23 protein-coding genes and 1 pseudogene are annotated in these 26658 nt (G+C 53.9%); 21 read left to right on the forward strand and 3 right to left on the reverse strand.

Annotated features, from left to right (window positions below; translation table 11 throughout):
- Window positions 1-347, forward strand: a pseudogene (locus tag HP566_RS11700) (hypothetical protein); the annotation flags it as partial.
- Window positions 348-456: 109 nt separating this feature from the next.
- On the opposite strand, the gene HP566_RS11705 reads toward HP566_RS11700, so the two are convergent.
- The gene (locus HP566_RS11705) at window positions 457-1146 is read right to left on the reverse strand and encodes a pirin family protein (RefSeq protein ID WP_284041433.1); all 690 of its coding nucleotides are present in this window, start codon (window positions 1144-1146) and stop codon (window positions 457-459) included.
- Between the two features lie 247 nt (window positions 1147-1393).
- Between HP566_RS11705 and HP566_RS11710 the strand changes: the two genes are divergently transcribed.
- The 4 genes from HP566_RS11710 (at window position 1394) to ybiO (ending at window position 6412) form a co-directional block, all read left to right on the forward strand.
- The gene (locus HP566_RS11710; protein WP_249977443.1) at window positions 1394-2341 is read left to right on the forward strand and encodes a rhodanese-related sulfurtransferase; all 948 of its coding nucleotides are present in this window, start codon (window positions 1394-1396) and stop codon (window positions 2339-2341) included.
- 221 nt (window positions 2342-2562) lie between these two features.
- Window positions 2563-3384: an IclR family transcriptional regulator gene (locus tag HP566_RS11715; protein WP_249977444.1), complete on the forward strand. Its 822-nt coding sequence runs from the start codon at window positions 2563-2565 to the stop codon at window positions 3382-3384.
- Window positions 3385-3400: 16 nt separating this feature from the next.
- Window positions 3401-3832, forward strand: a complete 432-nt coding sequence (locus HP566_RS11720; protein ID WP_249977445.1) for a YqaA family protein — start codon at window positions 3401-3403, stop codon at window positions 3830-3832.
- A gap of 189 nt (window positions 3833-4021) precedes the next feature.
- Entirely contained in the window at window positions 4022-6412 is a 2391-nt protein-coding gene (ybiO, locus tag HP566_RS11725) for a mechanosensitive channel protein (RefSeq protein WP_249977446.1), read from the forward strand.
- Between the two features lie 64 nt (window positions 6413-6476).
- Here the strand turns inward: ybiO and HP566_RS11730 are convergent, their stop codons facing one another.
- Window positions 6477-7223: an SDR family oxidoreductase gene (locus HP566_RS11730; RefSeq protein ID WP_249977447.1), complete on the reverse strand. Its 747-nt coding sequence runs from the start codon at window positions 7221-7223 to the stop codon at window positions 6477-6479.
- Between the two features lie 177 nt (window positions 7224-7400).
- On the opposite strand from HP566_RS11730, the gene folK reads away from it, so the two are divergent.
- The 5 genes from folK (at window position 7401) to HP566_RS11755 (ending at window position 12030) form a co-directional block, all read left to right on the forward strand.
- A complete protein-coding gene (gene folK / locus HP566_RS11735) occupies window positions 7401-7841 on the forward strand; it encodes a 2-amino-4-hydroxy-6-hydroxymethyldihydropteridine diphosphokinase (RefSeq protein WP_249977448.1) in 441 nt (146 codons plus the stop codon).
- A 115-nt stretch (window positions 7842-7956) separates the two neighbouring features.
- Window positions 7957-8778 (forward strand): flagellin, encoded by an 822-nt coding sequence (locus HP566_RS11740; RefSeq protein ID WP_249977449.1) that lies wholly within the window; start codon window positions 7957-7959, stop codon window positions 8776-8778.
- A gap of 616 nt (window positions 8779-9394) precedes the next feature.
- Window positions 9395-10462, forward strand: a complete 1068-nt coding sequence (locus HP566_RS11745; protein ID WP_249977450.1) for an ABC transporter substrate-binding protein — start codon at window positions 9395-9397, stop codon at window positions 10460-10462.
- Entirely contained in the window at window positions 10462-11244 is a 783-nt protein-coding gene (locus HP566_RS11750; protein ID WP_249977451.1) for an ABC transporter ATP-binding protein, read from the forward strand. Before HP566_RS11745 ends, HP566_RS11750 begins: the two co-directional genes overlap by 1 nt.
- A 15-nt stretch (window positions 11245-11259) precedes the next feature.
- A complete protein-coding gene (locus HP566_RS11755; RefSeq protein WP_249977452.1) occupies window positions 11260-12030 on the forward strand; it encodes an ABC transporter permease in 771 nt (256 codons plus the stop codon).
- A gap of 29 nt (window positions 12031-12059) precedes the next feature.
- Here HP566_RS11755 and HP566_RS11760 read toward each other — a convergent pair whose 3' ends face one another.
- Window positions 12060-12806 carry a DUF481 domain-containing protein gene (locus HP566_RS11760; RefSeq protein ID WP_249977453.1) on the reverse strand — a complete coding sequence of 249 codons (747 nt, stop codon included), beginning with the start codon at window positions 12804-12806 and terminating at the stop codon, window positions 12060-12062.
- Between the two features lie 133 nt (window positions 12807-12939).
- Between HP566_RS11760 and HP566_RS11765 the strand changes: the two genes are divergently transcribed.
- The 11 genes from HP566_RS11765 to urtE all read left to right on the forward strand — a co-directional run bounded on the left by HP566_RS11765 (window position 12940) and on the right by urtE (window position 26635).
- Window positions 12940-14631, forward strand: a complete 1692-nt coding sequence (locus HP566_RS11765) for an ATP-binding protein (protein ID WP_249977454.1) — start codon at window positions 12940-12942, stop codon at window positions 14629-14631.
- 24 nt (window positions 14632-14655) lie between these two features.
- The gene (locus HP566_RS11770; RefSeq protein ID WP_249977455.1) at window positions 14656-15393 is read left to right on the forward strand and encodes a response regulator; all 738 of its coding nucleotides are present in this window, start codon (window positions 14656-14658) and stop codon (window positions 15391-15393) included.
- Window positions 15394-15807: 414 nt separating this feature from the next.
- Window positions 15808-17136 (forward strand): CitMHS family transporter, encoded by a 1329-nt coding sequence (locus HP566_RS11775; protein ID WP_249977456.1) that lies wholly within the window; start codon window positions 15808-15810, stop codon window positions 17134-17136.
- Between the two features lie 266 nt (window positions 17137-17402).
- Window positions 17403-18401 carry a Bug family tripartite tricarboxylate transporter substrate binding protein gene (locus HP566_RS11780; protein ID WP_249977457.1) on the forward strand — a complete coding sequence of 333 codons (999 nt, stop codon included), beginning with the start codon at window positions 17403-17405 and terminating at the stop codon, window positions 18399-18401.
- A gap of 95 nt (window positions 18402-18496) precedes the next feature.
- Window positions 18497-18979 carry a tripartite tricarboxylate transporter TctB family protein gene (locus HP566_RS11785; protein ID WP_249977458.1) on the forward strand — a complete coding sequence of 161 codons (483 nt, stop codon included), beginning with the start codon at window positions 18497-18499 and terminating at the stop codon, window positions 18977-18979.
- A gap of 48 nt (window positions 18980-19027) precedes the next feature.
- The gene (locus tag HP566_RS11790) at window positions 19028-20518 is read left to right on the forward strand and encodes a tripartite tricarboxylate transporter permease (protein WP_249977459.1); all 1491 of its coding nucleotides are present in this window, start codon (window positions 19028-19030) and stop codon (window positions 20516-20518) included.
- A 384-nt stretch (window positions 20519-20902) separates the two neighbouring features.
- Complete coding sequence (gene urtA, locus HP566_RS11795) at window positions 20903-22255, forward strand: urea ABC transporter substrate-binding protein (protein ID WP_249977460.1); 1353 nt, start codon at window positions 20903-20905, stop codon at window positions 22253-22255.
- 83 nt (window positions 22256-22338) lie between these two features.
- On the forward strand, window positions 22339-23940 hold the full coding sequence (gene urtB / locus HP566_RS11800) for an urea ABC transporter permease subunit UrtB (RefSeq protein WP_249977461.1): 1602 nt from the start codon (window positions 22339-22341) through the stop codon (window positions 23938-23940).
- Window positions 23941-23943: 3 nt separating this feature from the next.
- Window positions 23944-25092 carry an urea ABC transporter permease subunit UrtC gene (urtC, locus tag HP566_RS11805; RefSeq protein WP_249977462.1) on the forward strand — a complete coding sequence of 383 codons (1149 nt, stop codon included), beginning with the start codon at window positions 23944-23946 and terminating at the stop codon, window positions 25090-25092.
- The gene (gene urtD, locus HP566_RS11810; protein WP_249977463.1) at window positions 25089-25925 is read left to right on the forward strand and encodes an urea ABC transporter ATP-binding protein UrtD; all 837 of its coding nucleotides are present in this window, start codon (window positions 25089-25091) and stop codon (window positions 25923-25925) included. Before urtC ends, urtD begins: the two co-directional genes overlap by 4 nt.
- Complete coding sequence (gene urtE / locus HP566_RS11815) at window positions 25925-26635, forward strand: urea ABC transporter ATP-binding subunit UrtE (protein WP_249977464.1); 711 nt, start codon at window positions 25925-25927, stop codon at window positions 26633-26635. Before urtD ends, urtE begins: the two co-directional genes overlap by 1 nt.
- Window positions 26636-26658 lie beyond the last annotated feature (23 nt).

A 26658-nucleotide genomic window follows, 5' to 3' on the forward strand; every position in this document is an offset into this window, starting at 1 on the left:
GTGAAAAAGCCGAGTGCGAGCGCACTAATGATATGGCCCGCTGGCGACGCTTTCGGCGCAAACGGCTGTGGGAGCATGCCCGTTTCGCCCACTGGTACACCGAGTACCGCATGAAGCATGTGCTGCCCAAAGCCGTGCCGGATGACTGGCTGGCGGAGTGGTCCAGGCCCCTCCCCAAGGCGCAGTGGGCCACACCCTCCCAGGCATTGACGGAACTGAGCGAACACCTACGTGCCGCCTACCAGCGCGGCGAGAAATTCAGTGAGATGGGCGATATTGAAAAGCGCTTTGGGGTCACCCCCCCTGATACCCGCCAACACGCGTACCCTGCGTTTCCGTTTAGGTAGTAGGTGATGTTAGGTACACCACGAGGAGCCTTAATCTGCTTTTGTGAGGTCAATAAAAGCGATCAGAAAAACGGCCCAGTAAAGGACTGTTTTGCTATATATCATCGGTTCAGGCCAGGTCAAACAGCAGCACTTCGGTGGCCAGGGTGGCCGTTACGCTGAAGCTCTCCCCTGGCGTAAAGGCTGCGGCATCGCCAGTGTTCAGGGTTTCGCCGTTCACCTCTACGGCACCTTGGACCACGTGGAGCCAGGCGTAGCGAGTAGGCGGTGTCGCGATTTGCTCTCCCGCCCCCAGCAGGCTGGCGTAAAGGTTTACATCCTGATTAACGCTCACTGAACCATCACGGCCCGTTTGTGATGCTACCAGGCGCCACTGGCTTTGGCGTTCGGCGATGGGGAAAGCTTTCTGCTCGTAGCTGGGGGTAACCCCCCGTTGGGCAGGTTCGACCCAGATCTGCAGGAAGTGCAACCCGTTTTCCTGGGAGTGGTTAAACTCGCTGTGGAGCACGCCGGTACCTGCCGACATGCGCTGCACGTCCCCTGGGCGCATCACTTCACCGTTGCCCATGTTGTCCTTGTGCTCCATTTCCCCCTCTAATACGTAAGAGATAATCTCCATATCCCGATGAGGGTGGGCACCAAAGCCATGGCCAGGGGCAACCCGGTCTTCATTAATGACCCTCAAGGCCCGAAACCCCATATGGTTGGGATCCATATAGTTGGCAAAAGAGAACGTATGGTATGAGCGCAGCCAGCCGTGGTCAGCATAGCCCCGTTCGTTGGAACGGCGAATGTTCATGATGTGCTCCAAAAATGTCGTAAGGATAAGCGTTAATATACGCCTGCCCGAATGTCTTATGGGGTGAAGGTTTCTCAATGATGTGAACGAATAAATCGATGATTCGCCATAGCTATGAATAGGTATTGTTGTCGCCTATATAAGCGGTCGTGGTTAGCGCTTATGTTTTGTTGGGCTTTCCGGTAAAATATGCGCGTCTATTTTAACCCGGTCCGCCCTTTGCGAGGGCGACTACCAGGAGCATTACATGTCTATCTCTACCCCCACGCCTCCCATTGTGGCGGCGGCGTTATATAAATTTGTCACCCTGAACGACTTTGAAGCCCTGCGTGAACCACTGCGCCAAACCATGGTGGACAACGGTGTAAAGGGCACGCTGCTATTGGCAAAAGAGGGAATTAACGGCACCGTGGCTGGCACCCGCGCGGGCATTGATGCCCTGCTGGCCTGGCTTACCGCAGACCCACGCTTAAGTGATATCGACCATAAAGAGTCCTTTTGCGATGAGCCGCCTTTCTATCGCACCAAAGTGAAACTGAAAAAAGAGATCGTCACACTGGGCGTGCCTGACATAGACCCCAACGACACGGTGGGCACCTATGTTGAGCCTGAACACTGGAACGACGTGATTGCCGACCCGGAAGTACTGGTGATTGACACCCGCAATGACTACGAAGTGGCTATTGGCAGCTTTGCAGGGGCCATTGACCCGAAAACCACCACCTTCCGCGAGTTCCCTGAGTATGTGCGTGAGCACTACAACCCGGCACAGCATAAAAAAGTGGCGATGTTCTGCACCGGTGGTATTCGCTGCGAAAAAGCCTCCAGCTTTATGCTAAAAGAGGGGTTTGAGGAGGTATATCACCTGAAAGGCGGTGTGCTGAACTATCTTGAAAAGGTTCCTGAGGAGCAGTCGCTCTGGCGCGGTGAGTGTTTTGTGTTCGATAACCGCGTCACGGTGCGCCATGACCTGAGCGAAGGCGCCTATGAGCAGTGCCATGCCTGCCGCATGCCTGTTTCGGTAGAGGATATGCAGTCGCCAGCCTATGAGCCAGGTATTAGCTGCCCTCACTGCATTGACTCACTTCCCGAAAAAACCCGTGCTGCCGCCCGCGAGCGTCAGCGCCAAATCGAGCTGGCTAAAGCCCGTGGTGAACCCCACCCATTGGGTCATAACCATCGTGAAAAAGCGTAAATATTGAAAGTGCAGGGTACCGGCGCTGAATGAAGTCTATGCGTAGGTTGGCTGAAGACGTGGCTGGAGGCATTGATACCTGTATTGCCAAGCGCTCAACTCAGTGGTGCCATCGTTAGACGAGCGTGTGCTGTCCATTGGTGGAATTTGTTTCCGTAAACGCGACAGCGGGCCCTGCGCACGTTATCCTCACTCCCTTTACACCTTCAGGAGAGAGCAAGGTGAGTGAAGCCAAGCGCAGGCCGGTCGGTCGTCCAGCGGGAGCCACTAAGGCGAGTGGTGGGCATAGCCAATCGCTGGTACGCGGCCTAACGCTATTAGAGCATTTGTCGGCGAGTCCTTTAGGGTTGGCCCTTTCAGATCTGGCAGAGATGGCCGATCTCGCGCCTTCCACCACTCATCGTCTGTTGCAAGCACTGCAAAGCCAGGGGTTCGTCACCCAGGAGAGCGAGCAGGGGCTGTGGCGCATTGATGTGAAGACGTTTCGTATCGGTAACAGCTTTTTAGAGGCTCGTGATGTTGTGGCTAAAAGTCGGCCTTTTCTGCGTCGGCTAACGGCGGAGACTGGCGAAACCGCGAACCTGGGAATTCGCGATGGCGCGACCGCAGTGTTTCTTGCCCAGCATGAGTCCCCGCAGATGATGCGCATGATTACCCGTCTGGGGTCACGCGCCCCGTTGCATGCCTCTGGTGTAGGTAAAGCACTGCTGGCCTGGATGAATGAAGAGGAGCGTGCGGAGCTGCTTGAAGGCTATGACCTCGCCAGGGTAACTGAAAACACGCTTTACCAACCGGATGCGCTGTTAACAGAGATGGCGAACATTCGTGCGCAAGGGTTTGCCTGTGATCGCGAAGAACATGCGGTGGGCCTCCATTGCGTAGCCGCCTGTGTACATGATGAGCATGGTACGCCGCTGGCGGCGATTTCGGTATCCGGGCCAATGGCGCGTATCCCTGAAGAACGCCTGTTGGCACTGGGGGCGTTGGTGCGCACCACGGCTGATGAAATTACGTTGCAGCTGGGTGGGCACGTACCCCGCTGATAAGGCCTGAAACCCTATGTTCAGCCTGTTTTGGATTGCCTTGGCCAGTGCCACGTTGCTGCCTGGTGGCTCAGAGGTATGGTTGGCGCGGCTGTGGTGCGTGGGAGAGCCCGCACTGGCCTTATGGGTGGTGGCTACCACGGGCAATACGATAGGCAGCATGATTAATGTGGCAATGGGGCGCTACGCCCGTCAGTTTCAGCACCGTCGTTGGTTTCCTGCTTCACCTAATGGCCTGGCTCGGGCTGAGCGCTGGTATCACCGCTTTGGGGAGTTTAGCCTGCTGCTTTCCTGGGCGCCTGTGGTTGGCGATCCCTTAACGGTGCTGGCGGGCATTTTTAAGTTGCCTTGGTGGCGCGCATTGCTGTGGATTGTGGTCGCAAAAGGTGCGCGTTACGCGCTGGTGCTCATGTTGGCACAGCAATGGTTGGTTCCGCTGTGTCATTAATGCGTGCAGCAGTGTCCCATTATTCACCTGGCAAGCCTGCTGGCCCCGCGAGACTTCTCTTTACCCATGTTACCCTAAGGCTATCGCTAACCAGCGTTGCGCTTCTCTGCGAGGTGCGCTATTGAGTTGCATAACGCGATTCAACCGTTAGATTGATAAGGGTACTCACCACAAAAGGGAGGTTAAGGTGTGACGTCACTACGTTTACTACCCTGGCTAGGTGTCTGGATGTTGGCGCTGTTTGCCATATTCTCAACGCCAGCAATAGCACAAACCACGCTTGGCGCAGCTAATGAAGACACCGCTCCAGCAACCCAGGAGCCACCTTCTTACGCGGCACTTGCTGATCTTCTGGAGGATGAACAGGCACGGCAGGAGTTGATAGAGCTGTTACGGCATCAAGCATCCGCACTGCCTGAAGGGCTTGCCAGTGAACTTTCCCCAGAGGCTGCTGCCGAGGGCAGTGATATCGCGCCTGAGGATGTTTCACTGCCACGCCAACTTGCTGAACTCACCAGCCGGGTAGTGAGTGATGTGGGTGGGCAGCTTGAGCAGGCAATCGCCATTGTGGGTAATCTGTTGACCGGTCAGGCGGGTGGCACCTTCGATATGTCGGCGTTTATTAGCGCAGCTATCAACCTTGGCCTGGTGATCGTCGCCACCTTCGCGTTATTTCTAACTTTCCGCCGGATAGCGAAGCCTCTGTTCACCCGCATCAGTGCGTGGTCCCAGCAAGGCGGGGGGTTAACACCTGTACTGCGGCTGGTGCTGTGTGTGGCGGTGGCCGCCGTTATTGATGTCCTGCTGGTCGCGGCGGCGTATGTGGGTGGTAATCTGGTGGCCACCTTTGCGGTTGGAGAGACAGGAGAGCTTTCTACGCGCGCCTCACTGTTTTTAAATGCCTTTTTGATTATCGAGCTGTTAAAAGCGTCTGTGCGGATGCTCTTTTCCTCTCGTTATGAGGGGCTTCGGTTATTGCCTGTCTCCGCCCCGGAAGCCTCTTACTGGAACCGCTGGATAGCGCGCCTGATCGGCATGGTGGGTTATGGCCTGATGGTGGTTGTACCGCTGATTAACTTCTATGTGTCCGTTACGTTAGGGCAGGCCGTTGGCACGCTGATCATGGTGCTGGCGTTTATTTATGCTGTGGGCGTCGTGCTTAAAAACCGTGTTCGGATACGCACTAACCTCAACCAGATGGGTAACCGCTCCACGTTGACGGCCAGCCGTGTCTCGTTACGCCTGTTTGCACGCACCTGGCATCTGTTTGCGCTGCTCTATTTCCTGGTGGTGTTTGTGCTTACTCTGGTTCGCCCAGGAGACGCCCTGCCATTTGTATTGTTTGCCACCCTGAAAACCCTGGCAGCTATCGTGGTTGGTCTGTTGCTATCGACCTTCTTAAGCCAAACCATTGGGCGCCGCATTCAGCTTTCCGATGACCTGCGCCGCAAGTTACCACTGCTGGAAGCACGCTTGAACAGCTATGTGCCGAATGCGCTGCGAGTGCTGCGAAGTGTGATTTTAGTCGCTGTTATTATGGTGGTGTTGGATGCCTGGGGAGTCTTTAATCTGGCGGGCTGGTACGCCTCTGAGCGTGGTGCTCATATGGTGGGCATTCTGATCAGTATTGCGATCATTCTTATGGTAGCACTGGGTGTGTGGTTAGGGTTGGCCAGCTTAATTGAGCATAAGCTGAATCCTGAGACCGGCCACGGTGAGCCTTCAGCACGGGCCAAAACGCTGTTAAGCCTGTTCCGTAATGCCCTGGCCATTGCCATGGTCACCATCACTGGCATGATTCTGCTGTCAGAAATTGGTATTAACATCGGGCCGCTGATTGCGGGTGCCGGTGTTTTGGGCCTGGCAATCGGTTTTGGGGCGCAAACGCTGGTCCAGGATGTGATTACCGGTATCTTTATTCAGGTCGAGAACGCGATGAACACGGGGGATGTGGTCACTGTAGGTGGTATAACGGGGACTGCTGAAAACTTGAGTATTCGTTCCGTAGGAATTCGTGATCTATCGGGTACTTACCATATTGTACCGTTCTCCAGTGTTAATACAGTGTCTAACTACATGCGTGAGTTTGGTAACCACGTTGGTGAGTACAGCATTGCGTATCGTGAAAATATTGATGATGCCATTGAGCAGCTCAAACTGGCCTTCGAAGATCTGAAAGCCAGCGAAGATTATGGCTACAAGCTATTAGCAGACATGACCGTAGCGGGAGTCACGGCGCTTGCAGACAGCTCGGTAAACATCCGTGTGGTCATCAAGACGGCTCCAGGCGAACAATGGGGTGTGGGTCGTGCGTATAACCGTCTTGTGAAGATGCGCTTTGATTCTGCGGGTATCGAGATCCCGTTCCCGCATACGACGCTCTACTTTGGCCAGGATAAAACCGGCTCTGCACCCCCCGCGAATCTGCGTGTCATGCAGCAGGACTTCACCATTGATGGCAGCCCGGCTGGGCAGCCCAAATCCAAGCATCTGGACACAGATGATCGTTATGATCCTCGCCAGAAAAAGTCCCAGCCTGTCGATAAAGAGCACCTCAAACCTGATGGGGAGGATGTCTAGATTATAAAAAGGCGCCGCTTTACGTGGCGCACAGAAGGGGCTGCCTTAGGGCAGCCCCGCTGGGTTAGCCAGGGTAATTTTCGGAGTGCCGCCCTTCAAGGTTGATAGACTCTCCTCCATCCACCGTGAGTATCTGCCCCGTGACGAAATCATTACTCAGTAAGTAGTGCAAAGCCTGTATCAGATGTTTAGGGGCACCCTGGTGTTTTAGGGGGATACCCTCTAACCGCCACTGAAGATAATCGCCGGTCCGCTGCGAGGCAGGTAAAACTACGCCTGGAGCGATGCCATTGATACGAATACGGGGTGAAAATTCAAGTGCTGCCATACGTGTCATATCGGCAAGACTTTTTTTAGACAATAAATAAGCCGCATAGGGGTACTGATGGTAGGCCGTTTTATTGTCGATGATATTGATAACCTGGCCTTGCTCCACACGTTCGGCAAACAGTCGTGTTAGTAGTAGCGGTGTAAACATATTGACCCGAAACTGCGTTTCCAGCATGGACATATCTGTCGCTGATACAGGCGCAGCCTGGTAGGTTGAGGCGCTGTTAAGCAATAGGCTCAAACCAGGAAAGTGCTGTTTGGCTGTGGTTATTAACGGCTCAAGGGGGTCTACTAAAAAATCGCAGGCTAATATTTCACATGCCCGTCCTTTGTCACGAATCACTTGAGCAACGTTTTCGGCTTCAGCTCGCGAGCTGTTAACGTGCAAGGCAATGTCATAGCCTGTATCCGCCAATGCTTCAGCAAAGTAGCGGCCCAGTCGTGTAGCGCCTCCAGTCACTAAGGCAGCAGGTGTGGTCATCTATGTCTCCCCTTGCTTATTAGTGTTAGTTGCTACCATGACTTTCTGCGTGAGCTTAACGTTTGTCAATGAGCTGTATAGCCCTTGAACATAATAGCAGTAAGTCTACTCTGGGAAAGTGCCTACATGGTTCAGTAACTTCTTTGCTGGCAGTGCCTTATAAAGCGGGATGTTGATATGCCATCATCAGCGTTTCAGACAACACTAACGAGTGCTTACCATGAAGGTTTCATTTCGGTAGGTACCAATATTGAGCCCGAGCAGCACTATGCTGATGTGCTGGCCATTCTTAACCGAGAATGCATTTTACTGGCCAGTTCCAGCGTTATTCGCACCTCCCCAGTGGGGTACCAGTATCAGCCTGACTTTCTCAATGCGGCGCTGTTGGTACGCACACCTCTTGAGTACGACGCCTTCCGTGCCTATTTAAAGGAAGTCGAAAATCGCCTTGGCCGCGTACGCGGGCCAATCAAGTCCGGCCCCAGGACCATGGATTTGGATATTGTGGCATGGGATGGAGAGGTAGTAGATGAGGGTTACTACCAGTATGACTATGTACGTGGCCCAGTCGATGAAGTGTTAGCGGCGACTGGGCGAGTGCTAACCACCCAGAATTAACAGTCATTTTTTTGATCACGGAGCTAACGCTTTGCAACAAACGGCCGATAATGCCAGTACTATCCTGTTGCTTACTCCAAGCTGCACTGAAGGGGTAGTCTGAAGAGGGACAACCGTGATCAGCCTCGCGACTAATGTCACGTCGTTACTGGTGCTCAATAACCTGCGCAGTAGTCAGCAGGCGATGCAAACCGCCATGCAGCGGCTTTCGTCGGGCCTGCGTATCAATAGCGCCAAGGATGACCCCGCAGGGCAGGCCATTGCCAATCGTATGGAAGCGCAGATCCGCGGTATGAATCAGGCGATTCGTAATACCAATGACGGTATTTTCATGGTGCAAACCGCTGAAGGTACGCTTAATCAGATTAACGATAACTTACAGCGTATTCGCGAATTGAGTGTTAAAGCTGCTAACGGCACTAATGCCTCCTCAGATCTCGCCTCTATCCAGATTGAAATTGACCAGCGCCTGGAAGAAATTGATCGTTTGGCAGCCCAGAGCAATTTTAATGGAATAGGCCTGTTCGGCAGCGATCAAACGCTCAATATCCAGGTAGGGGCGAATGCGGGAGATATCATTGGGGTGCGCTTTGAAGCCATGGGTATAGAAGCCCTTAACCTTGATGGCTTTAGCGTACTGGATGATGGTAGTGCAACGCCAAACCCCATGGAGGCCATTGATGAGGCAATCAAGCGGGTGGACCGCCAGCGCAGTTATATGGGCGCGGTGCAGAACCGTTTTGAAAGCGTGATTGATGGCCTTCACACCAGCATTATTAACACATCGGCAGCCCAGTCGCGTATTCAAGACGCCGATTATGCCCAGGAAGTCTCTAACCTGATTCGTGCACAACTGCTGCAACAGGTGGGAATGGCGATGCTGGCACAGGCAAATCAACAGCCGCAGATTATTCTACGGCTGTTAGAAGGGCTTTAAATAACTCAATAATCCCCTGTTCCCGTGCCATAGCATAGGCTGCGAAGTGATAGATCGGCGCTCCTGAGGCAAAACATACTGCCACTGGCCAGAAACGTGCATGCAATGACGGGGCGTCACATCGACATGCTCATTTATGGTGCATAAAGATTGCTGATTTCTGCTTTTAGCGGCGGGAGTGACTGCCGAGCTGATTTAGTACCCGCTCAATAGGATCACCAATGGCAAACTGTAAGCGGCCCTCTGGATGTTGGGTGGGTTGAGCCACTAAGTCATCGAGTGATTAAAAAGGTCGGCTGGTAGGGTTTTTGGCTGCAAAATATATGGATATGTAGTCAGAACATCCATATTGTTGGAGTGTTTGTGGCAAAAAAAGCGCCATTCAATGAATGGCGCGAGGACAGGAAACTGAATACAGTATATAGCATATGTAGACCAACGTCTAACAAGTTTTAAAATGGTGCATCAAATATTCAGGGCGCACCAATCTGGACTTGCCGGATGGCGTAAAGATGATTTTTATGAAATCTAAGATATTGAAAATAATAAACAAATAGAAATATGGCAGCATTGCTGCAACCAGCAAAGCAGGTTTTGTATACAAGGTGCTTTGCGAATGACACGTTTATCCTCATTTCCTACCCGGTCATGTGCTGTTGGCCCACGTTCCTTTAAGGCTTGGGCGGCGGCCCTGGCCTTGCTGCCGATGAGTGCATTGGCGGACAACACGTCCGTGCGCTTTCAGTTGGATTGGCGTTTCGAGGGGCCTGCCGCGCCATTTTTAATGGCTGCTGAGAAAGGCTACTTTGCCGAAGAGGGCCTGGATGTACAGATTGATTCGGGCAGTGGTTCTGCAGGGGCCATTAACCGCGTTGCTTCTGGTGCCTACGAAATGGGTTTTGGTGATTTAAACGCTCTGGTTGAGTTTTTAGCCGAAAACCCCGATGGCCCTGGCATTCAGGGCGTCTACATTGTTTACGATGGTACCCCTGCGGCAGTGTTTGCACGTAAGGATAGTGGTATCGAGAGCCCTGCTGACCTTGCTGGTAAAACAATAGCTGCCCCCGCCTTTGATACAGGCTACCGTGGCTGGGGGATTTTTGCAGCGGCCAATGGGCTGGAGGCGGATGCTGTCGAGTGGCAAAACGTTGATCCTACCTTGCGGGAAACGTTACTTACCCGTGGCGACGTGGATGCCATTACGGGGTTCTACTTTACCAGTCTGCTGAATTTGGAAGAGCGGGGCATCAGTGAGGAGGATCTCACCATTATGCCATTCCCTGATTACGGGGTGCCGCTGTATGGCAATGCCATTATTGCCAGTGAAGCCTTTGCCGAAGAGAATCCTGAGGCTGTGCAGGGTTTCCTGCGTGCCTTTAACCGCGCGTTGGGTGAAACGCTGGCGGACCCTGAAGCGGCTATTGAGTATGTTAGAAATCGCGATGGGCTAATTGATGTTGATATGGAAACCCGCCGCCTCAAGCTTGCGCTGGATAGCGTTGTGGACACCCCCGATGCGCGTGAATTCGGCGTTGGTGGAGTGGATGAAGAGCGCCTGGTGCAGGCCATTCAACTGGTGGCGGATGCCTACGACCTGCCCACCCTACCCTCGCCGGATCAGGTCTTTAACTCTCGTTATCTCCCACCTGTAGACGAACGGATGCTGCTGCCGGAGGTAGAGTAATGTCGGCAGCGTTTGTCACCTTTGATGGTGTGAGTTTGGCCTACGACGGGACAGGCAATGCCATTGAGGATATTAATTTAGCCATCCACGAAGGTGAGTTTGTCGCCTTCGTTGGGCCATCCGGGTGCGGAAAATCGACCTTTATGAAGCTTTGCACCGGACTGCACGCCCCTACAATGGGAACGGTCAGTGTGGATGGCACGCCGGTAGCGGGGCCGTTGAAAATTTCCGGTATGGCCTTTCAAAACGCCAACCTGCTCCCTTGGCGCACAACATTGGATAACGTGCTGCTGCCCCTCGAAATAGTCAAACCCTACCGGCACCAGTTTCGTAAACGACGTGAGGAGTTTGTGGGCTGGGCTCGCAAGCTGCTGAAAACCGTTGGCCTGGAAGAGCATGAAAATAAGTACCCATGGCAACTTTCCGGCGGTATGCAGCAGCGTGCTTCCATTTGCCGGGCGCTGATTCACCAGCCGCGCCTGCTAATGCTGGATGAGCCGTTTGGTGCCCTGGATGCGTTTACCCGGGAAGAGCTGTGGTGTGTACTGCGGGACTTATGGGAAGAGCAGCGCTTTACCGTTGTGTTAGTGACACACGATTTGAGAGAGGCGGCGTTTCTCGCTGACACCGTGTATGTCATGAGCCGTCGCCCGGGCCGCGTTATCGAAAAACGCAGTATTACGTTACCGCGTCCCCGTCCGCTGGAAACCACTTACGAAAAACCATTTATTGATCTGGTGCAGGAACTTCGTGCCCAGATTGGTGATGTACGTAGTACTTGATGAAAGGCGTCTTTAATGACTAAAAACAGCAGTCTCATTGAGCGGCTAGCCCCGTGGATCGCCGTTGTCGCCCTGGTGGTGGTGTGGGAAGTCACGGTGCGTCTTTTTAATGTACCCAGCTTTATTTTTCCCAGTGCATTGGATACTGCCCAGGCATTGGTGACCTATGCAGGCCCCATTGGCAGGCACTCATGGCAAACGTTCTGGACCACACTGATTGGCTTTGGTCTGGGGGTGGTGGTAGGTCTGCTGCTTGGTTTTATTATTGGCTCGTCACGCTTTCTGTATAACGCCTGCTACCCACTGTTGGTCGGCTTTAACGCTATCCCCAAGGTCGCGTTTGTGCCGATTTTGGTCGTGTGGTTTGGTATTGGCTCCGTGCCCGCCATTCTTACCGCGTTTCTGATTTGCTTCTTCCCGATTGTGGTGAACGTTGCCACTGGACTGGCAACACTGGAGCCGGAAATGGAGGATGTGCTGCGGGTGTTGGGTGCGCGTCGGCTGGATGTACTGCTCAAGGTGGGGCTGCCCCGCTCCTTGCCCTACTTTTTTGCCTCCCTGAAAGTCGCCATCACTCTGGCGTTTGTGGGTACAGTGGTCTCTGAAACCGTGGCATCGAATCAGGGGATTGGTTATCTGATGATGAGTGCCGGCTCGCAGATGCGCATGGGCCTGGTGTTCGCGGGACTATTAGTGATTAGTGCAATGGCTATGGTGATGTATGAGCTATTTGCACTGCTTGAGAAGCGTATGACCGGCTGGGCGCACCGCGGCCAGCAGCGATAATCGATCATCATCACCAACGATAACTATCATCACCAACGATAGAGCAAGGACGCACTGGTCGTATGGTCAGTGCGTTCGCTGGCATCTTCCGGTGGCTCGGAGTTATTCTTGATTTCATGGGAGAGCCGCAGCGAGAGTCGCGAGTTCAAGCGAGCCGTAAGGGCAGATAATGAGCGCGAAGTGGTGTTTTGTTCAGTGTATTCAACTGACATTTCCTGGCTTAAATCAACGTGCTGTGAGAATTCCCAACGATAATCAAGGGCCGAATAGGCCACTGCTAGCTGCTCGTTATCGTCACCGCGTAGTCGGTCGTGACGATAACCAGGGCCAGCTTCAAGCGAAAGATAGTGTCGCTCACCATCCAGAATTTGTCGGCCATACCCGCCAATGGCCGATAGCTGTTGGTCGTAACCGGCAAAGCGGTCCTTCTCCCACCGGGCAAAGCCAAACAAGTAGTGCGGGCCATTGAAATCATAGCGCTCGCGCCCCGAAAGCAGGTACTGCTCGGCACTTGTCTCACCAGATTTGCTAACGTTACGAACTTCGCCACGCAAGGAGTGTGTAAAATCGCCGGTTAACCATGTCAGGCGCGTTTTACCAATCAAGGTACGGCTGTCGGTATTACCTGAAAGCTGATTGAACCCCAGTTCTGCATCACCACTGAAAACAGGGGCATTTTCGGGCGGCGGCGGCGGGGCATAAAAAGGGTTGGCGGTGGCGGCACCAGCAAATAATGACCAGCTCAACAGCACTATACTTCTTGATAGGCTAAGCACTTATCTCCTCCGTGAGAGTGGGTATGAGTGGAAAATCAGCTGCTATATAAGCAGAGTGGCATAAAAGCGCAACGATTATCGCAGTTATGCTCAGCATGTCATAATGGCGCTGTCGCGCTTTTTGAGTTCCGCTATGACCACTTCCCGTCCACGTACGCTGGCTGAGTTACAGCGCTGGCGACGCACCCGCGCCAAGCGCCGTTGGTATAAGCGTAGCTTTCGTTTGCAGGTCATGCTGCTGGTTGGGCTGCTGTTGGCCGGTATGCTACTGGCCCAGGGCACTTATCTCAATCATCGTAAAGCGGAAATTATTACCCATCAAATGGGTGAACGCGCCTTGGCGGTGGCTAAAACAGTGGCGGGTATGCCGCAAATCGTCAATGCGTTTGCCACGCCGACCCCCGCGCTTATTATTCAACCACTCGCCGAGCGGGTACGGCAAGAAACCGGTGCTCGCTATGTGGTGGTGGGCAATGCCCAGTCGATACGCTACTCACACCCGGTGCCGGAGCGTATTGGGCAACCCATGGTGGGTGGAGATAACGATCAGGCATTAATTTACGGCCAATCCTATGTTTCTGAGGCCACCGGAACGCTGGGCACGGCCATGCGCGGCAAAACGCCTATCTGGGATGAAGAAGGCAATATCATTGGTGTGGTGTCGGTCGGTTTCATGATGGATCGCGTTGCCCTGGATGTGGGCCGTTACACCAACTTTGGGTGGGCGCTGGTAGCGCTCATGATTATCCTGGGGTTTGCGGGGGCATACTGGTTATCACAGCACCTCAAAAAAATTATTCTAGGACTTGAACCTTATGAAATTGCACGTCTGGCGATGGAAAAGGAAGCCATTCTGCAGTCAATTCATGAGGGCATTATGGCGGTTAACAGGGAAGGGCAGATTACCCTGGTGAACCAGCAGGCGCGGCGCTTTCTGGAGTTACCTGATGGGCACGTACTGCTGGGTCAGCCAATACGTGAGGTAGTGCCCAACTCACGTTTACTTGAAGTGCTCAAACGTGGCGAACAGGAGTTTGACCAGGAGATGTGGCTGGGTGATCACCCGGTCGTTGTTAACCGTGTACCGATTCTCCACGAAGGTGAGGTTGAGGGCGCCGTTGCCACCTTCCGTAGCCGCCGGGAAATTATTGATCTTTCCCAGGCGCTTACCCAGGCAAGCCGCGATGTGGATATGCTGCGCGCCCAGGCCCATGAGTTCTCTAATAAGCTCTACACCATTTCAGGGCTATTGCAGCTTCAGCAGATTGACGAAGCATTGGCGCTTATCCACCAGGAAACCGAACGCGCCCAGGCCCAGATGAGTTTCTTGATGCATAACGTGGCCGATGCGGTGTTAAGCGGTACACTGCTGGGTAAGCTCACTCGGGCTCGTGAGTTGGGGGTCACGCTGGAGATTGATCAACAAAGCATGCTCTCTTGTCATTTAACGCCGACTGGCCAGGAAGTCATGATGAGCGTGGTAGGTAACCTGTTGGATAATGCCTGCCATGCCGCCCTTAATGGGCCTAATGCAGCGATACCAAAAGTGCGGCTGTTTTTCACCGATCTGGGGGAGCAGTTATTGATAGAGGTAGAAGATAACGGCTCTGGCGTCCCTTCTGAGCATACTGAGTCGGTTTTTCAGGAAGGTTTTTCTACTAAAACGGGCAAGCATTGTGGCATTGGGCTGGCCTTGGTGGCGAGGCTGTGTCGTCAGCACGGCGGGGCAGTGACCCTGGAAGAGAGTGAGCTTGGAGGGGCATGTTTTATTGCGGTGCTCGACCGATCTTTATGCGCCCAGCTGGAGACAACCTATTCATCATAATAATGATGCCCGCGAGGAATAAGCATGGCTGCGAGGCAATATGGCATTTTGGTAGTCGAAGATGATTTTCGCATTGCCGATATTCACAAGGCCTTTATCGAACAAAGCGACGGTTTTTACGTCGTGGGTATGGCGCGCAATGGTAGTGAAGCGAAAGCGCTAATGGCTCAGCACGCAGATGATATCCATTTGATTCTGCTGGATGCCTATTTACCCGATGTGGAAGGGCTGGAGCTTTTATGGGCGATCCGCCGCGACTATGTGCATGTGGATATCGTCATGGTGACCGCTGCCCGGGAAGTGGAAACCATTAGCGAAGCGTTGCGAGGCGGGGTCTTTGATTACTTGATTAAGCCTATTGCAGCGGCACGCATGAGCCAGATGCTTATTCGCTTTCGTCGTGAGCGCGAAGCGTTAGCGAATCGTGCAGAACTGAGTCAGGCTGAATTGGATCATGTACTGGCCCGGTTACAGCCTGGTAATGCTCCACGTTTGCCCCACAAAACACGCACTCTTCCCAAAGGCATTGACCGCCTGACCCTGCGTGCAGTGGTGGCAGCTCTGCAAGCATCAACACAGCCTCTGGCTGCTATGCAGGTAGCGCGGGAAATGGGAACCAGTCGCTCCACGGCGCGGCGCTATCTGGAGTTTCTGGTTTCGGTACAGCTGGTAAACGCCGAGTTGGGCTATGGCGATGTCGGCAGGCCGGAGCGCCGCTATCGCTTGATAGGCGACGCCTTACTCTGGTGCGAAGATGAGTAAGAACGCTGAGGGGGAAAAGGCAGGGGTGTGAGCAGAATGCACACAATGCCCAGAAAGCACTTTTTGTTCCTTATGTTCACAACGTTGAGAGACGTTGTGCCAATCCTTTAACGTGCGCTTCGCACGCTTCCATCGTCATGCTTTCTTCGGCAAGAAGAGCGCCATGTTCGTCAGCTTACCGGCACCGGAGCGTGCTTGCTGCCCAGGACTGTTTCGGAGCTTCCTTCCGTCTCATTCCAGTAACTTTCTCGCTTTGGTCAATTCCAGAGGCGGGCAGAGTATTCCGGTCCCGCTGCTAGACAATCAACGTTTATCGTCCGTGGTTCGTCGATAGCCCATCGGGGTCGAGACGCTGCCTCTGTGCGGGTTGCTATGGCTGGTTAAGTTTAAAATTAAAGCAAGGATTAATAACGCATGAGCTTAAGTGTTATTGGTTTTATTACCATAATCGTTATCGTCGGCCTACTCATTAGTGGACGCGTGTCGCCACTGGTGGCAATGGTGATACCGCCGGTGATTGCTGCCTTTATGGCTGGGTTTGACGCAAATGATCTGGGAGGATTCTTTAGTTCAGGCTTGAACTCTGTGATGAATGTGGCGGTGATGTTTATCTTCGCCATTATTTTCTTTGGCATTATGCAGGATACGGGGCTGTTCGAGCCGGTGATTAACAAGATGATTGCCCTGTCGAGGGGCAATGTCATTACGGTTGCCGTTATTACCGTGTTTATTGCAATGGTGGCGCAGTTGGATGGCTCGGGTGCATCCACCTTCCTGATTACCATTCCTGCTTTATTACCGCTCTATTTGCGGCTGCGTATGAACCCCTACTTACTGCTCCTCCTCATTGCGGGTTCCGCTTCCATCGTCAATATGGTGCCGTGGGGTGGTCCATTGGGCCGGGTGGCATCGGTACTGGAGGTGGATGTAACCGAGCTATGGTATCCGCTGATTCAAATTCAGGCCATCGGGCTCGTTCTGATGCTGTCGCTGGCTATTTTTATGGGGATCCTGGAAAAACGCAGGATTCTGAGAACCTATGGCACTCTGCAGCCAAGCCAGGAGCGTAATGAAGCGCCGCTTACTCAAGGGGTTGTATCCAATGAGGTAGATGTCAGCCTGCAACGTCCCAAATTGATCTGGGTGAATGCGCTGATTGCCATTGCGGTTATTACTATCCTGGTGGCCGGTGTTTTACCTGCTGGCCTGGCCTTTTTGCTGGGGGTCTCGGTGGCGCTGTTGGTGAACTATCGAACACCTAAAGAACAGATGGCGCGCATCCAGGCACATGCGCCGGATGCATTGACCATGGCATCCATCATTATTGCGGCAGGGCTGTTTCTGGGGGTACTGAATGGCACGGGCATGTTGACTGCCATTGCCAACGATGTGGTAACCGTGTTGCCGACCGCATTTTCTGGTTATTTGCATATCATCATCGGGATACTAGGCGTGCCGTTTGACCTGCTGCTCAGCACAGATGCGTATTACTTCGCCCTGCTCCCCGTGGTGGAGCAAATCGGCTTATCCTTCGGAATTGACTCCTATTCCACTGCTTATGCCATGATCATCGGTAACATCGTGGGAACCTTTGTATCCCCCCTGGCACCGGCAGTATGGCTGGCTCTGGGCCTGTCTGGTCTTGAGATGCACAAACATTTGCGCTATTCGTTCTTCTGGATGTGGGGATTGAGCGTCGTACTGCTGGTGTGTGCAATTCTACTGGGCGTGATTGCCGTTTGATTGATTGGCTACTCACATACTAAGCTTAAGTAGTACTAAACTAAGTAGTGAGGGCGCAGGCGGCTATGGGAGGCGGCGCATCCGTGTTGGGATGCGTTGTGATCAGGAAGAGCTGGTGAACAAAATGAACAAAACGATCACAAAGAACATTTTGTCTTTTATGTTCACAAACTTGTCTCACAGGGTAGGCTTCTTCTAACGTTCGCGACGTAACCACTGCGCAATAACACATTTATAACAACGTAGCCTATACGTGGAGAACGCAAATGACGTCGCTTTCCTTGAAGCGCTTGGCGGTGATCGCCTTGCCAATGGCAGCTCTTAGCGGAATGGCCACCGCTGTCAATGCCCAGGAGTGGACACCAAGCCGCTCAATCGAATTTGTTGCACCTGCTAACCCAGGCGGTGGCTGGGATACGCTGGTGCGTACGGTTTCCCGTGTGATACAGGAAGAGCAGCTTTCTGATCGCAACTTTGCTGCCATCAATGTTCCTGGTGGCGGCGGGGCAGTTGCCTGGGCACAAATCGCCCGTGATAGCGGTAACCCGCATAAGCTGTTTGCTACCAGCCCGCCGGTCATTCTTGTGCCGCTGGCGGGCGCCTCACGCTATGACCATAGCGACTTTACCCCCGTTGCGCGCTTGATCACCGATTATTCGATTCTCCTGGTCGCTGCCGATTCCGAATATGAAACCATCAACGACCTGTTCGACGCGCTGAGAGAGAATCCCAACCTCAGCATCGGTGGTGGTAGTGCCCCAGGCTCGATGGATCATATCTCGGTGGCAGGCCTTGCCTCAGCTGCTGGCCTGGAAGCCTCCAGCGTGAACTATATTCCTTTCTCGGGTGGTGGCGATGCCATGACCAACCTGATGGGCGGGCATGTGGAGGCAGTCATCACTGGCGCGGGTGAATCGGTTGGCCAACTGGGCGAAGGCAGCCAGCTGCGTGCTCTGGGTGTTTCCGCTCCTGAGCGCTTAAGCGGTAGTCTGGCCGATGTACCTACCTACCAGGAGCAGGGTGTTGATTACACCTTCGATATCTGGCGCGGTGTGATGGGCGCTCCAGATATGCCCGAAGAAGCGGTTGCCTATTACGAAGATCTCTTTGCTGAAATGCTGGAAACCGATGGCTGGCAGCGTGCCCGCGATCAGTTGGGATGGATTGATGCTTACCAGGACAGCGAAGAGTTTGGCGTTTTCCTGGATGAGCAACAAGAGCTGTTCAGCAGTGTCCTAAGCGACCTTGGCCTGCTACGCCAGTAGCTATTACTCCTGTAATTGATGTACCCCAGCGGCTGACGCCGCTAGGGGTTCCCGCCTGACACCGTGAGGGGCAATAGCCTCTTCGGAGAGATACCATGACCCGATTAAATATCAACCAATGGCTGGCGCTTGTGTTGGCGCTGTTTGCCGCTGCTTATTTGGCAATGGCGTGGCAAATTCCGACGTTTCCATTACCGCGGCCAATTGACTCTGACCTGTTTCCCAAGGTGTTAGGTGTCTCGCTGCTTTTGTTGGCGGTGCTTTTGTACTTTGAAAAGCCCGACGTTATCGCAGGGTCTGACCAGATTGATGAGGAGGCAACCCAAGGCCCGTTACTGTTTACGCCCTGGGCACGCGTCGTGGTAACCGCTCTGGCAATTGCCGTATATGCGCTGCTGCTGGTGCCTTTGGGCTTTGTGTTGGCATCGACACTGCTGTGTGTTGGTTTGACCGCTTACTATGGTTACCGCCGTCATGGAATCAATCTGGCGACATCACTGGGTGTGGTGCTAGCTCTTTACCTGACGATGACACGGGTAATGGATGTCTATCTACCCACAGGCGTCTTGCCATTCTAATCATACCGTGATGCGAACTTTGTAGCGGGTTTTGAGAGAGATACTCCCATGGATGCCCTGAATAATCTTATGTATGGCTTTGGCATAGCGCTTGAGCCAATCAATATTGCTTATGTTTTTGCCGGTGTTTTCGCCGGTACCATTATCGGTATGTTGCCGGGTCTCGGGCCGATCAGTGCTTTGGCGTTAATGATCCCTATTACATTCGCTATGGAGCCTTCCTCCGGCCTGATCCTGATGGCGGGTGTCTATTACGGTGCCATTTTTGGTGGTTCCACCTCGTCCATCCTGCTCAACGCCCCCGGTGTGGCAGGGACTGTGGCGACGTCTTTTGATGGTTACCCCATGGCTAAACAAGGGCTGGCGGGTAAAGCCCTGGCAATCGCCGCTTATGCCTCCTTTATTGGCGGCACCGTGTCCATTATCTTTCTGATGCTGGTGGCTCCGCTGCTTTCAAAAGTGGCGGTGAGTTTTGGACCCGCTGAATATTTTGCGCTGATGGTGTTGGGTTTGACGGCAGTGGTTTCACTGTCGGATAAATCATTGGTGAAGGGGTTAATTGCAGCGGTGATTGGGATCATGATCTCGATTGTGGGGATCGACCTGCAAACGGGCACTGAGCGTTTTACACTTGGTTCCATGCACCTGCTTGACGGTATCGACTTTCTGGTGGTGGCGTTGGGCATCTTCGCCCTGGCAGAAGTCTTTTACATGCTGCTGCGTGGTGGCGGTGGTAAAGAGCCCAAGCGTAACGTTATTGGTTCGCTGAAATTATCCGGTAGTGAAGTCAAACAAATTGCAGGCCCCATCAGTCGTAGCTCAATATTGGGATTCTTCACCGGCGTTCTGCCGGGGGCTGGGGCAACGATCGGCTCGTTCCTTGGTTACAGCATGGAAAAACGCTTGGCGAAGGATGGTGATACCTTTGGTAAAGGGAATATTAAAGGTGTTGCTGCACCGGAAGCCGCGAATAATGCTGCCTGTACCGGCTCATTCGTACCCTTGTTAACACTTGGTGTGCCTGGCTCCGGTACCACCGCAGTACTGTTGGGGGCGCTACTGGTAATGGGTGTTACCCCTGGCCCCATGATGCTGGAACAGCGCCCTGACGTATTCTGGGGGGTGATTGCCAGTATGTATATCGGCAATATCTTCCTGTTGGTGCTTAACCTGCCCCTGATCCCGTTGATTGCCAAGATTCTTGATCTGCCACGGCCACTGTTGCTGTCACTGATTTTAATCTTCTGCATGATCGGCGTGTATGGCATGAGCTTCAGTGTGTTTGACCTGATGCTGCTGCTTGGCTTTGGCCTGATGGGCCTGGGAATGCGTCTGTTTGGGTTCCCGGCTGCCCCGCTGATTCTGGCGCTGATTTTGGGCAATATCATGGAAGAATCCATGCGTCGTGCACTGCAAATATCAGGCGGCGACTGGATGATTTTCGTTGAGAAGCCTATCTCCCTGTCCTTGCTGTTGATTGCGCTATTGTCGCTTACCCTGCCGCTGTTGAAAAAGCGTCGCAAACGCCCAGTCACTTAAGTGGCAGTATTTAAATGCCAGCGCCCCGGTCATGGACCGGGGCATTTTTTTATATGTATATAGCTTAAAAAGTCGCTATTGGTGCACGGAAATCTATTGGTGCATTGGGTTTGTGCGATTTGTATTTATGATTGCCTTGTTTTGGTGCAATCGGCAATGTTTTGTTTTTTTAACCTTAATTTAAGTAATTGATTGTATTTTAGTTAGCCTCCTTTGTTCCAATGTGGCGCATCCCTTGCAAGCGTTAAGCGCTAATAGTGAGTAGCTAATGCTAGAGGACGCTCCAAGCCGTTTGCCCTGTGAAAACCAATGATAACGGGTGAATGGTTTGGCTGCGAAGCCCAGACAACGAGCCCCAGCCATAAGGGGCGCAAGGAGGTTCAAGTGACCAGATTGCAGCGCAAGACACACCCTCGTACTCCTGGCCGTTTCGCCACTGCTTTAATTGCCGCCGCCGTAATGGGCGTCAGTGCCCAGGCGGTGGCTCAAGAGAATGACCCTATTAAGGTCGGTATTCTCCACTCGCTTTCCGGCACCATGGCTATCAGTGAGTCAACCCTGAAAGACACTGTCGAGATGCTGATCGATAAGCAGAACGAAGAAGGTGGGTTGCTGGGGCGCCAGTTGGAAGCCGTTGTGGTGGACCCAGCCTCGAACTGGCCGCTATTTGCTGAGCGTGCGCGCGAGCTGTTGGCACAGCATGAAGTTGACGTGGTGTTCGGTACCTGGACCTCTGTGTCGCGTAAAGCCGTCTTGCCTGTGTTTGAGGAGTTGAACGGGCTGCTGTTCTACCCGGTGCAGTATGAGGGTGAAGAGTCCTCTGAAAACGTCTTTTATACCGGTGCAGCGCCCAATCAGCAGGCGATTCCAGCCGTTGAGTATCTGCTCAACGAAGTGGGGATTGAGCGTTTTGCATTGATCGGTACTGATTACGTCTATCCGCGTACCACTAACCGGATTCTTGAAGCATTCCTGATGGAAGAGCACGGTATCGCGGAAGAAGACATCATGGTCAACTACACGCCGTTCGGCCACTCCGACTGGCAGAATATCGTCTCGGAAATTCGCCGTTTTGGTGAAGAGGGTAAGCCCACCGCTGTGGTATCGACGGTTAATGGTGACGCGAACGTACCTTTCTATCGTGAACTGGCGAACCAAGGGGTAGACGCAGCGGATATCCCCGTCATCGCCTTCTCTGTGGGCGAGCAGGAGCTGTCGGGTATCGATACCGGCCCCCTGGTGGGCCACCTGGCTGCATGGAACTACTTTATGAGCGTGGACACCGATGAGAACTACGACTTCATCGATGCCTGGATTGACTGGACCGGCGATGAAGACGCTGTTACCAACGACCCCATGGAAGCCCATTACATTGGCTTTAACATGTGGGCAGAAGCGGTACGTAAAGCGGGCACTACCGATGCTGATGCCGTTAAAGACGCCATTATCGGTGTTGCTGTGCCGAACCTTTCCGGTGGTTACGCTGCAATGATGCCGAACCATCACATTACCAAACCGGTGCTGATTGGTGAGGTACAGGATAACGGCCAGTTCGACGTCGTATGGCAAACTCCCTCTACCGTGGCGGGTGATGCCTGGTCAGACTTCCTGCCGGGTTCCCGGGATCTCATTGCTGATTGGCGTGCTCCGATGCGCTGCGGCAACTTCAACGTCGTGAACGGTTCGTGTGGTGGCAGCACCGCAGCAGAAGAAGCCGAAGCGGCACTGGCTGAATAAAATTAAGCCTTTTTACCCCTCGTCGCCCAAGGGCGGCGAGGAGGCACGCTGTCTCTCCCGCTACTCAACGTAGGAATAGACCCATGAGGCGCTTCCTGATACTGGGACTTGCATGCCTGCTGATGGGGTGGTTACCCACCGCGCAGGCACAGCAAGCCTCCCCTGATGATTCGGCTGCGCTCGAGCTGCTTGAGGCGCTCGACGTTAGCTCTTACCCCGCCAAAGGGGAAGCGATAACCGCCATTCTGCAAAGCGACGACGAACGCGCCCGTGACTGGCTGCAGGCGCTGCTGGATGGCCGCCTGCAACGTACCGAGGATGGTCGTTTCGTTATCGTGCTGGACAACAGTGGCCGTAACTGGCCGGTTGAAGATGCACTGACCAATGAATCGCTGGGCGAAATGTCCCGGCGCGACTTGAACCGTATAGGGATTAACAATGCGTTGCGCAACCAACTGCGCAGCGCCATTGCCGTGGTTGATCTCTACTCCCCCAATGTTGACCGTCGCCGCACCTCCGCCACACGGCTGTTAGGTGAAGTTGATGAAGAGCTGGCCGCCCCGTTAAGCGAACTGATCGCTGAAGAGGAGGATGGGCAGGTACAGCGTCGTCTTGCACAAGCGCTGGCGATCTATCAGGTAGAGAGTGGCCAGCTTGAAGGGGTCGAAGCGCTGCGCGGCAGTTTGCATCCCCGTGCCCGTGTTGCACTGAGCCGGGCAGCCAATGGCGATGACCCCATTGTGGCGGATGCCGCACGCGAAGCACTGGCCAGTATCGAGCAGAATCTGAAAATTAACCGCGGTATTGAAACCCTCTATTTTGGCCTCAGCCTTGGGTCTGTGCTGGTACTGGCCGCCATTGGTCTGGCGATTACCTTTGGGGTGATGGGCGTCATCAATATGGCGCATGGCGAGTTGATTATGCTGGGGGCCTACACCACCTGGATGATGCAACAGCTGTTGCCCGGCCAGCCGGGGTTGGCGTTGATTCTTTCAATCCCAGCGGGCTTTATGGTGGCCGCTTTAGTTGGCATAGCTATCGAGCGTGGCGTTATCCAGTTTCTTAAGGGGAGGCCGCTGGAGACCTTGCTGGCGACCTTTGGTATTAGCCTCATCCTGCAGCAGCTGGTGCGCACGGTAATTTCGCCTCTCAACCGCACGGTGGTGACGCCGGAGTGGATGAGTGGCTCGCTGGTGATCAATGATGCGCTCTCGCTAACTCTGAATCGTATGGTGGTGCTGGGCTTTGCCCTGGTAGTGTTTGCCTCTCTGATGCTGATCATGCGCCGTACGCGGCTTGGACTTGAAGTGCGCGCTGTCACTCAAAACCGCGCCATGGCACGCTCCATGGGGATTCGCGCCACGCGGGTGGATATCATGACCTTCGCGTTGGGTTCAGGGGTGGCTGGCTTGGCAGGCGTTGCGCTCTCACAGTTAACCAACGTTGGCCCCAACCTGGGCCAGAACTACATCATCGACTCCTTTATGGTGGTGGTGTTCGGTGGGGTTGGCAACCTGTGGGGCACACTGGTGGCCGGGCTCTCCCTGGGTGTGATTAACCAAATACTGGAACCCTGGGCAGGCGCTGTGCTGGCCAAAATCATTGTGCTGGTGTTCATCATTCTGTTTATTCAAAAACGCCCGCGTGGACTCTTCCCGCAGAAGGGCCGGGCTGCGGAGGGCTAACCCATGATGACACAATCATCCTCAAGCCAGTTTTGGCTAACCCGGCCATTGGGCGAGCGTACAACGCAGATCTTTTTGGGCGTACTGTTTGCTGCCCTGCTGCTGGTTACGGTACTGCATCTGGCGGTTCCGCAGGGTCACCCACTGTATGTCAATGCCTATACCGTTAACCTGTTCGGCAAGTATTTGAGCTATGCCCTGTTAGCGGTTGCGGTGGATTTGGTATGGGGCTATCTGGGGATTTTAAGCCTTGGGCATGGGGCATTTTTTGCCATTGGTGGCTATGCCATGGGCATGTACCTGATGCGCCAAATTGGTGACCGTGGCACTTACGGCCACCCGGTGCTGCCAGATTTCATGGTATTCCTTAACTGGGATAGCCTGCCCTGGTATTGGTACGGCTTTGATATGGCCTGGTTTGCTTTTGCCATGGTGCTGTTAGCCCCAGGCCTGCTGGCACTGGTGTTTGGTTTTCTCGCCTTTCGTTCCCGGGTCACCGGGGTCTATCTCTCGATTATCACCCAGGCGTTGACCTTTGCCCTGATGCTGGCGTTTTTCCGCAACGAAATGGGCTTTGGCGGCAACAACGGGCTGACCGATTTCCGCGAGCTATTGGGCTATAACCTGCGCAGCAACGACACGCGCCTGGGGCTGTTTATTGCCACCGGTGTGGCGCTGGCGCTGGGTTACATCCTGTGCCGGGCGATTGTCACCAGCAAATTGGGCCGGGTGTGCGTAGCAACCCGAGACGCTGAGGCACGGACACGTTTTATCGGCTATCGGGTTGAGCGTTTCCAGCTGTTTGTCTTTGTGGTTTCCGCCATGTTGGCGGGCCTTGCCGGTGCACTGTACGTGCCTCAGGTAGGCATCATTAACCCCAGTGAATTTTCACCGCTGTTCTCTATCGAAATCGTGCTGTGGGTGGCATTGGGTGGTCGGGCAACACTCTACGGTGCCGTGATAGGCGCTATTTTGGTGAACTATGCCAAAACGGTCTTTACCGGTGTTATGCCCGATGCCTGGCTGTTTGCCCTGGGGGCGATGTTTGTCCTTGTTACCGTGCTGTTGCCTAAGGGGGTCGCAGGGTTGTTGATTAGACGTAAACGCCAAAAGCACGATGAGCGTGCCAGTACCGGGGAGGCCTCCGCATGAGCTTTTTGCAATCGCTTAAAACGCGGGATCGGGTGTTTGGTTTTATGGCACCAGAGGCCTCACCGGTTGACGTTCGTCACGGCCCGATTCTGTATCTGGAGGATGTCACCGTCAGCTTTGATGGGTTTAAGGCGATCAATAACCTCAACCTGACCATTGATGACGGCGAGTTGCGCTGCATTATCGGCCCCAATGGGGCCGGTAAAACCACCATGATGGACATTATCACGGGTAAAACTCGCCCTAACGAAGGCAGTGTCTGGTTCGGTAGCCGCCACAACCTGCTACAGATGAATGAGCCGGAAATAGCCAGTCTGGGCATTGGGCGCAAGTTCCAAAAACCCACGGTCTTTGAAGCACTCAGCGTCTTCGAAAATCTCGAACTGGCCATGGCGGCGGATAAGCGGATTTTCCCGACGCTGACAGCCCGCATGACCGGAGAGATCAAAGACCGCATTGATGAGGTGTTGGAAACTATCGGCCTCACTGCACTGCGCTACCAGCCAGCGGGCATTCTTTCCCACGGCCAGAAGCAGTGGTTGGAAATCGGTATGCTGCTGATGCAGCGCCCCCGGCTACTGCTGGTGGATGAACCTGTCGCGGGTATGACGGAACAAGAAATGGAGCGCACCGCAGAGCTGCTCACCGGACTGGCGGGGAAGCAATCGGTGGTGGTAGTGGAGCACGATATGGGGTTTGTGCGCTCCATTGCCCGTACCGTGACCGTACTGCACCAGGGTAGTGTACTGGCAGAAGGCAGTATGGATCAGGTCTCCAGCGACCCCAACGTCGTTGAAGTTTACCTGGGTGCGGACGACGAGGAGGCCGCCTGATGCTGGCGATTGAAAAACTTAACCAGTTCTATGGAGAAAGTCATACGCTCTGGGACCTGGACCTGGAAGTGCCCGCTGGCCAGTGTACCTGTGTGATGGGCCGTAACGGGGTGGGTAAAACCACGCTGATGAAAGCCATCATGGGCGAGGTGGCGGTGAAAAGCGGCCAGCTACGCTACCGTGCCGGTGATAACGGTGAGATCGAGTTAACCAAAAAAGCGGTTGAAGCCCGCTCCCGGCTGGGGATTGGTTTCGTCCCCCAGGGGCGGCAGATATTCCCGCTGCTAACAGTGGAGGAAAATCTGCGCACCGGGCTTGCCGCTCGCAGCGATGGGCTAAAAAAAATCCCTGAGCGTATCTTTGAGCTGTTCCCGGTACTCAAAGAAATGAAGCACCGCCGGGGTGGTGACTTGTCGGGTGGGCAGCAACAGCAGTTAGCCATTGGGAGGGCGCTGGTGATTGAGCCAAAACTGCTGATTCTGGATGAGCCAGGCGAGGGTATTCAGCCCAATATCGTGGCACAAATCGGCCAAGTGATTCGCCAACTGATCAAAGAGGATGGTTTAACGGTTCTGCTGGTAGAGCAGAAGCTGCCTTTTGCCCGTAAATACGCCGACCGGTTTGTGATTATGGACCGCGGACGGCCAGTGGCCAAAGGTGAGATTGGTGAACTCTCGAACGAACTTATTAAGCAGCATTTAACGGTTTAAATACGTTACTGCCCCTATCATGC

The sequence above is a fragment of the Vreelandella olivaria genome (genome assembly GCF_023507745.1).
GTDB lineage: Bacteria > Pseudomonadota > Gammaproteobacteria > Pseudomonadales > Halomonadaceae > Vreelandella > Vreelandella olivaria_A.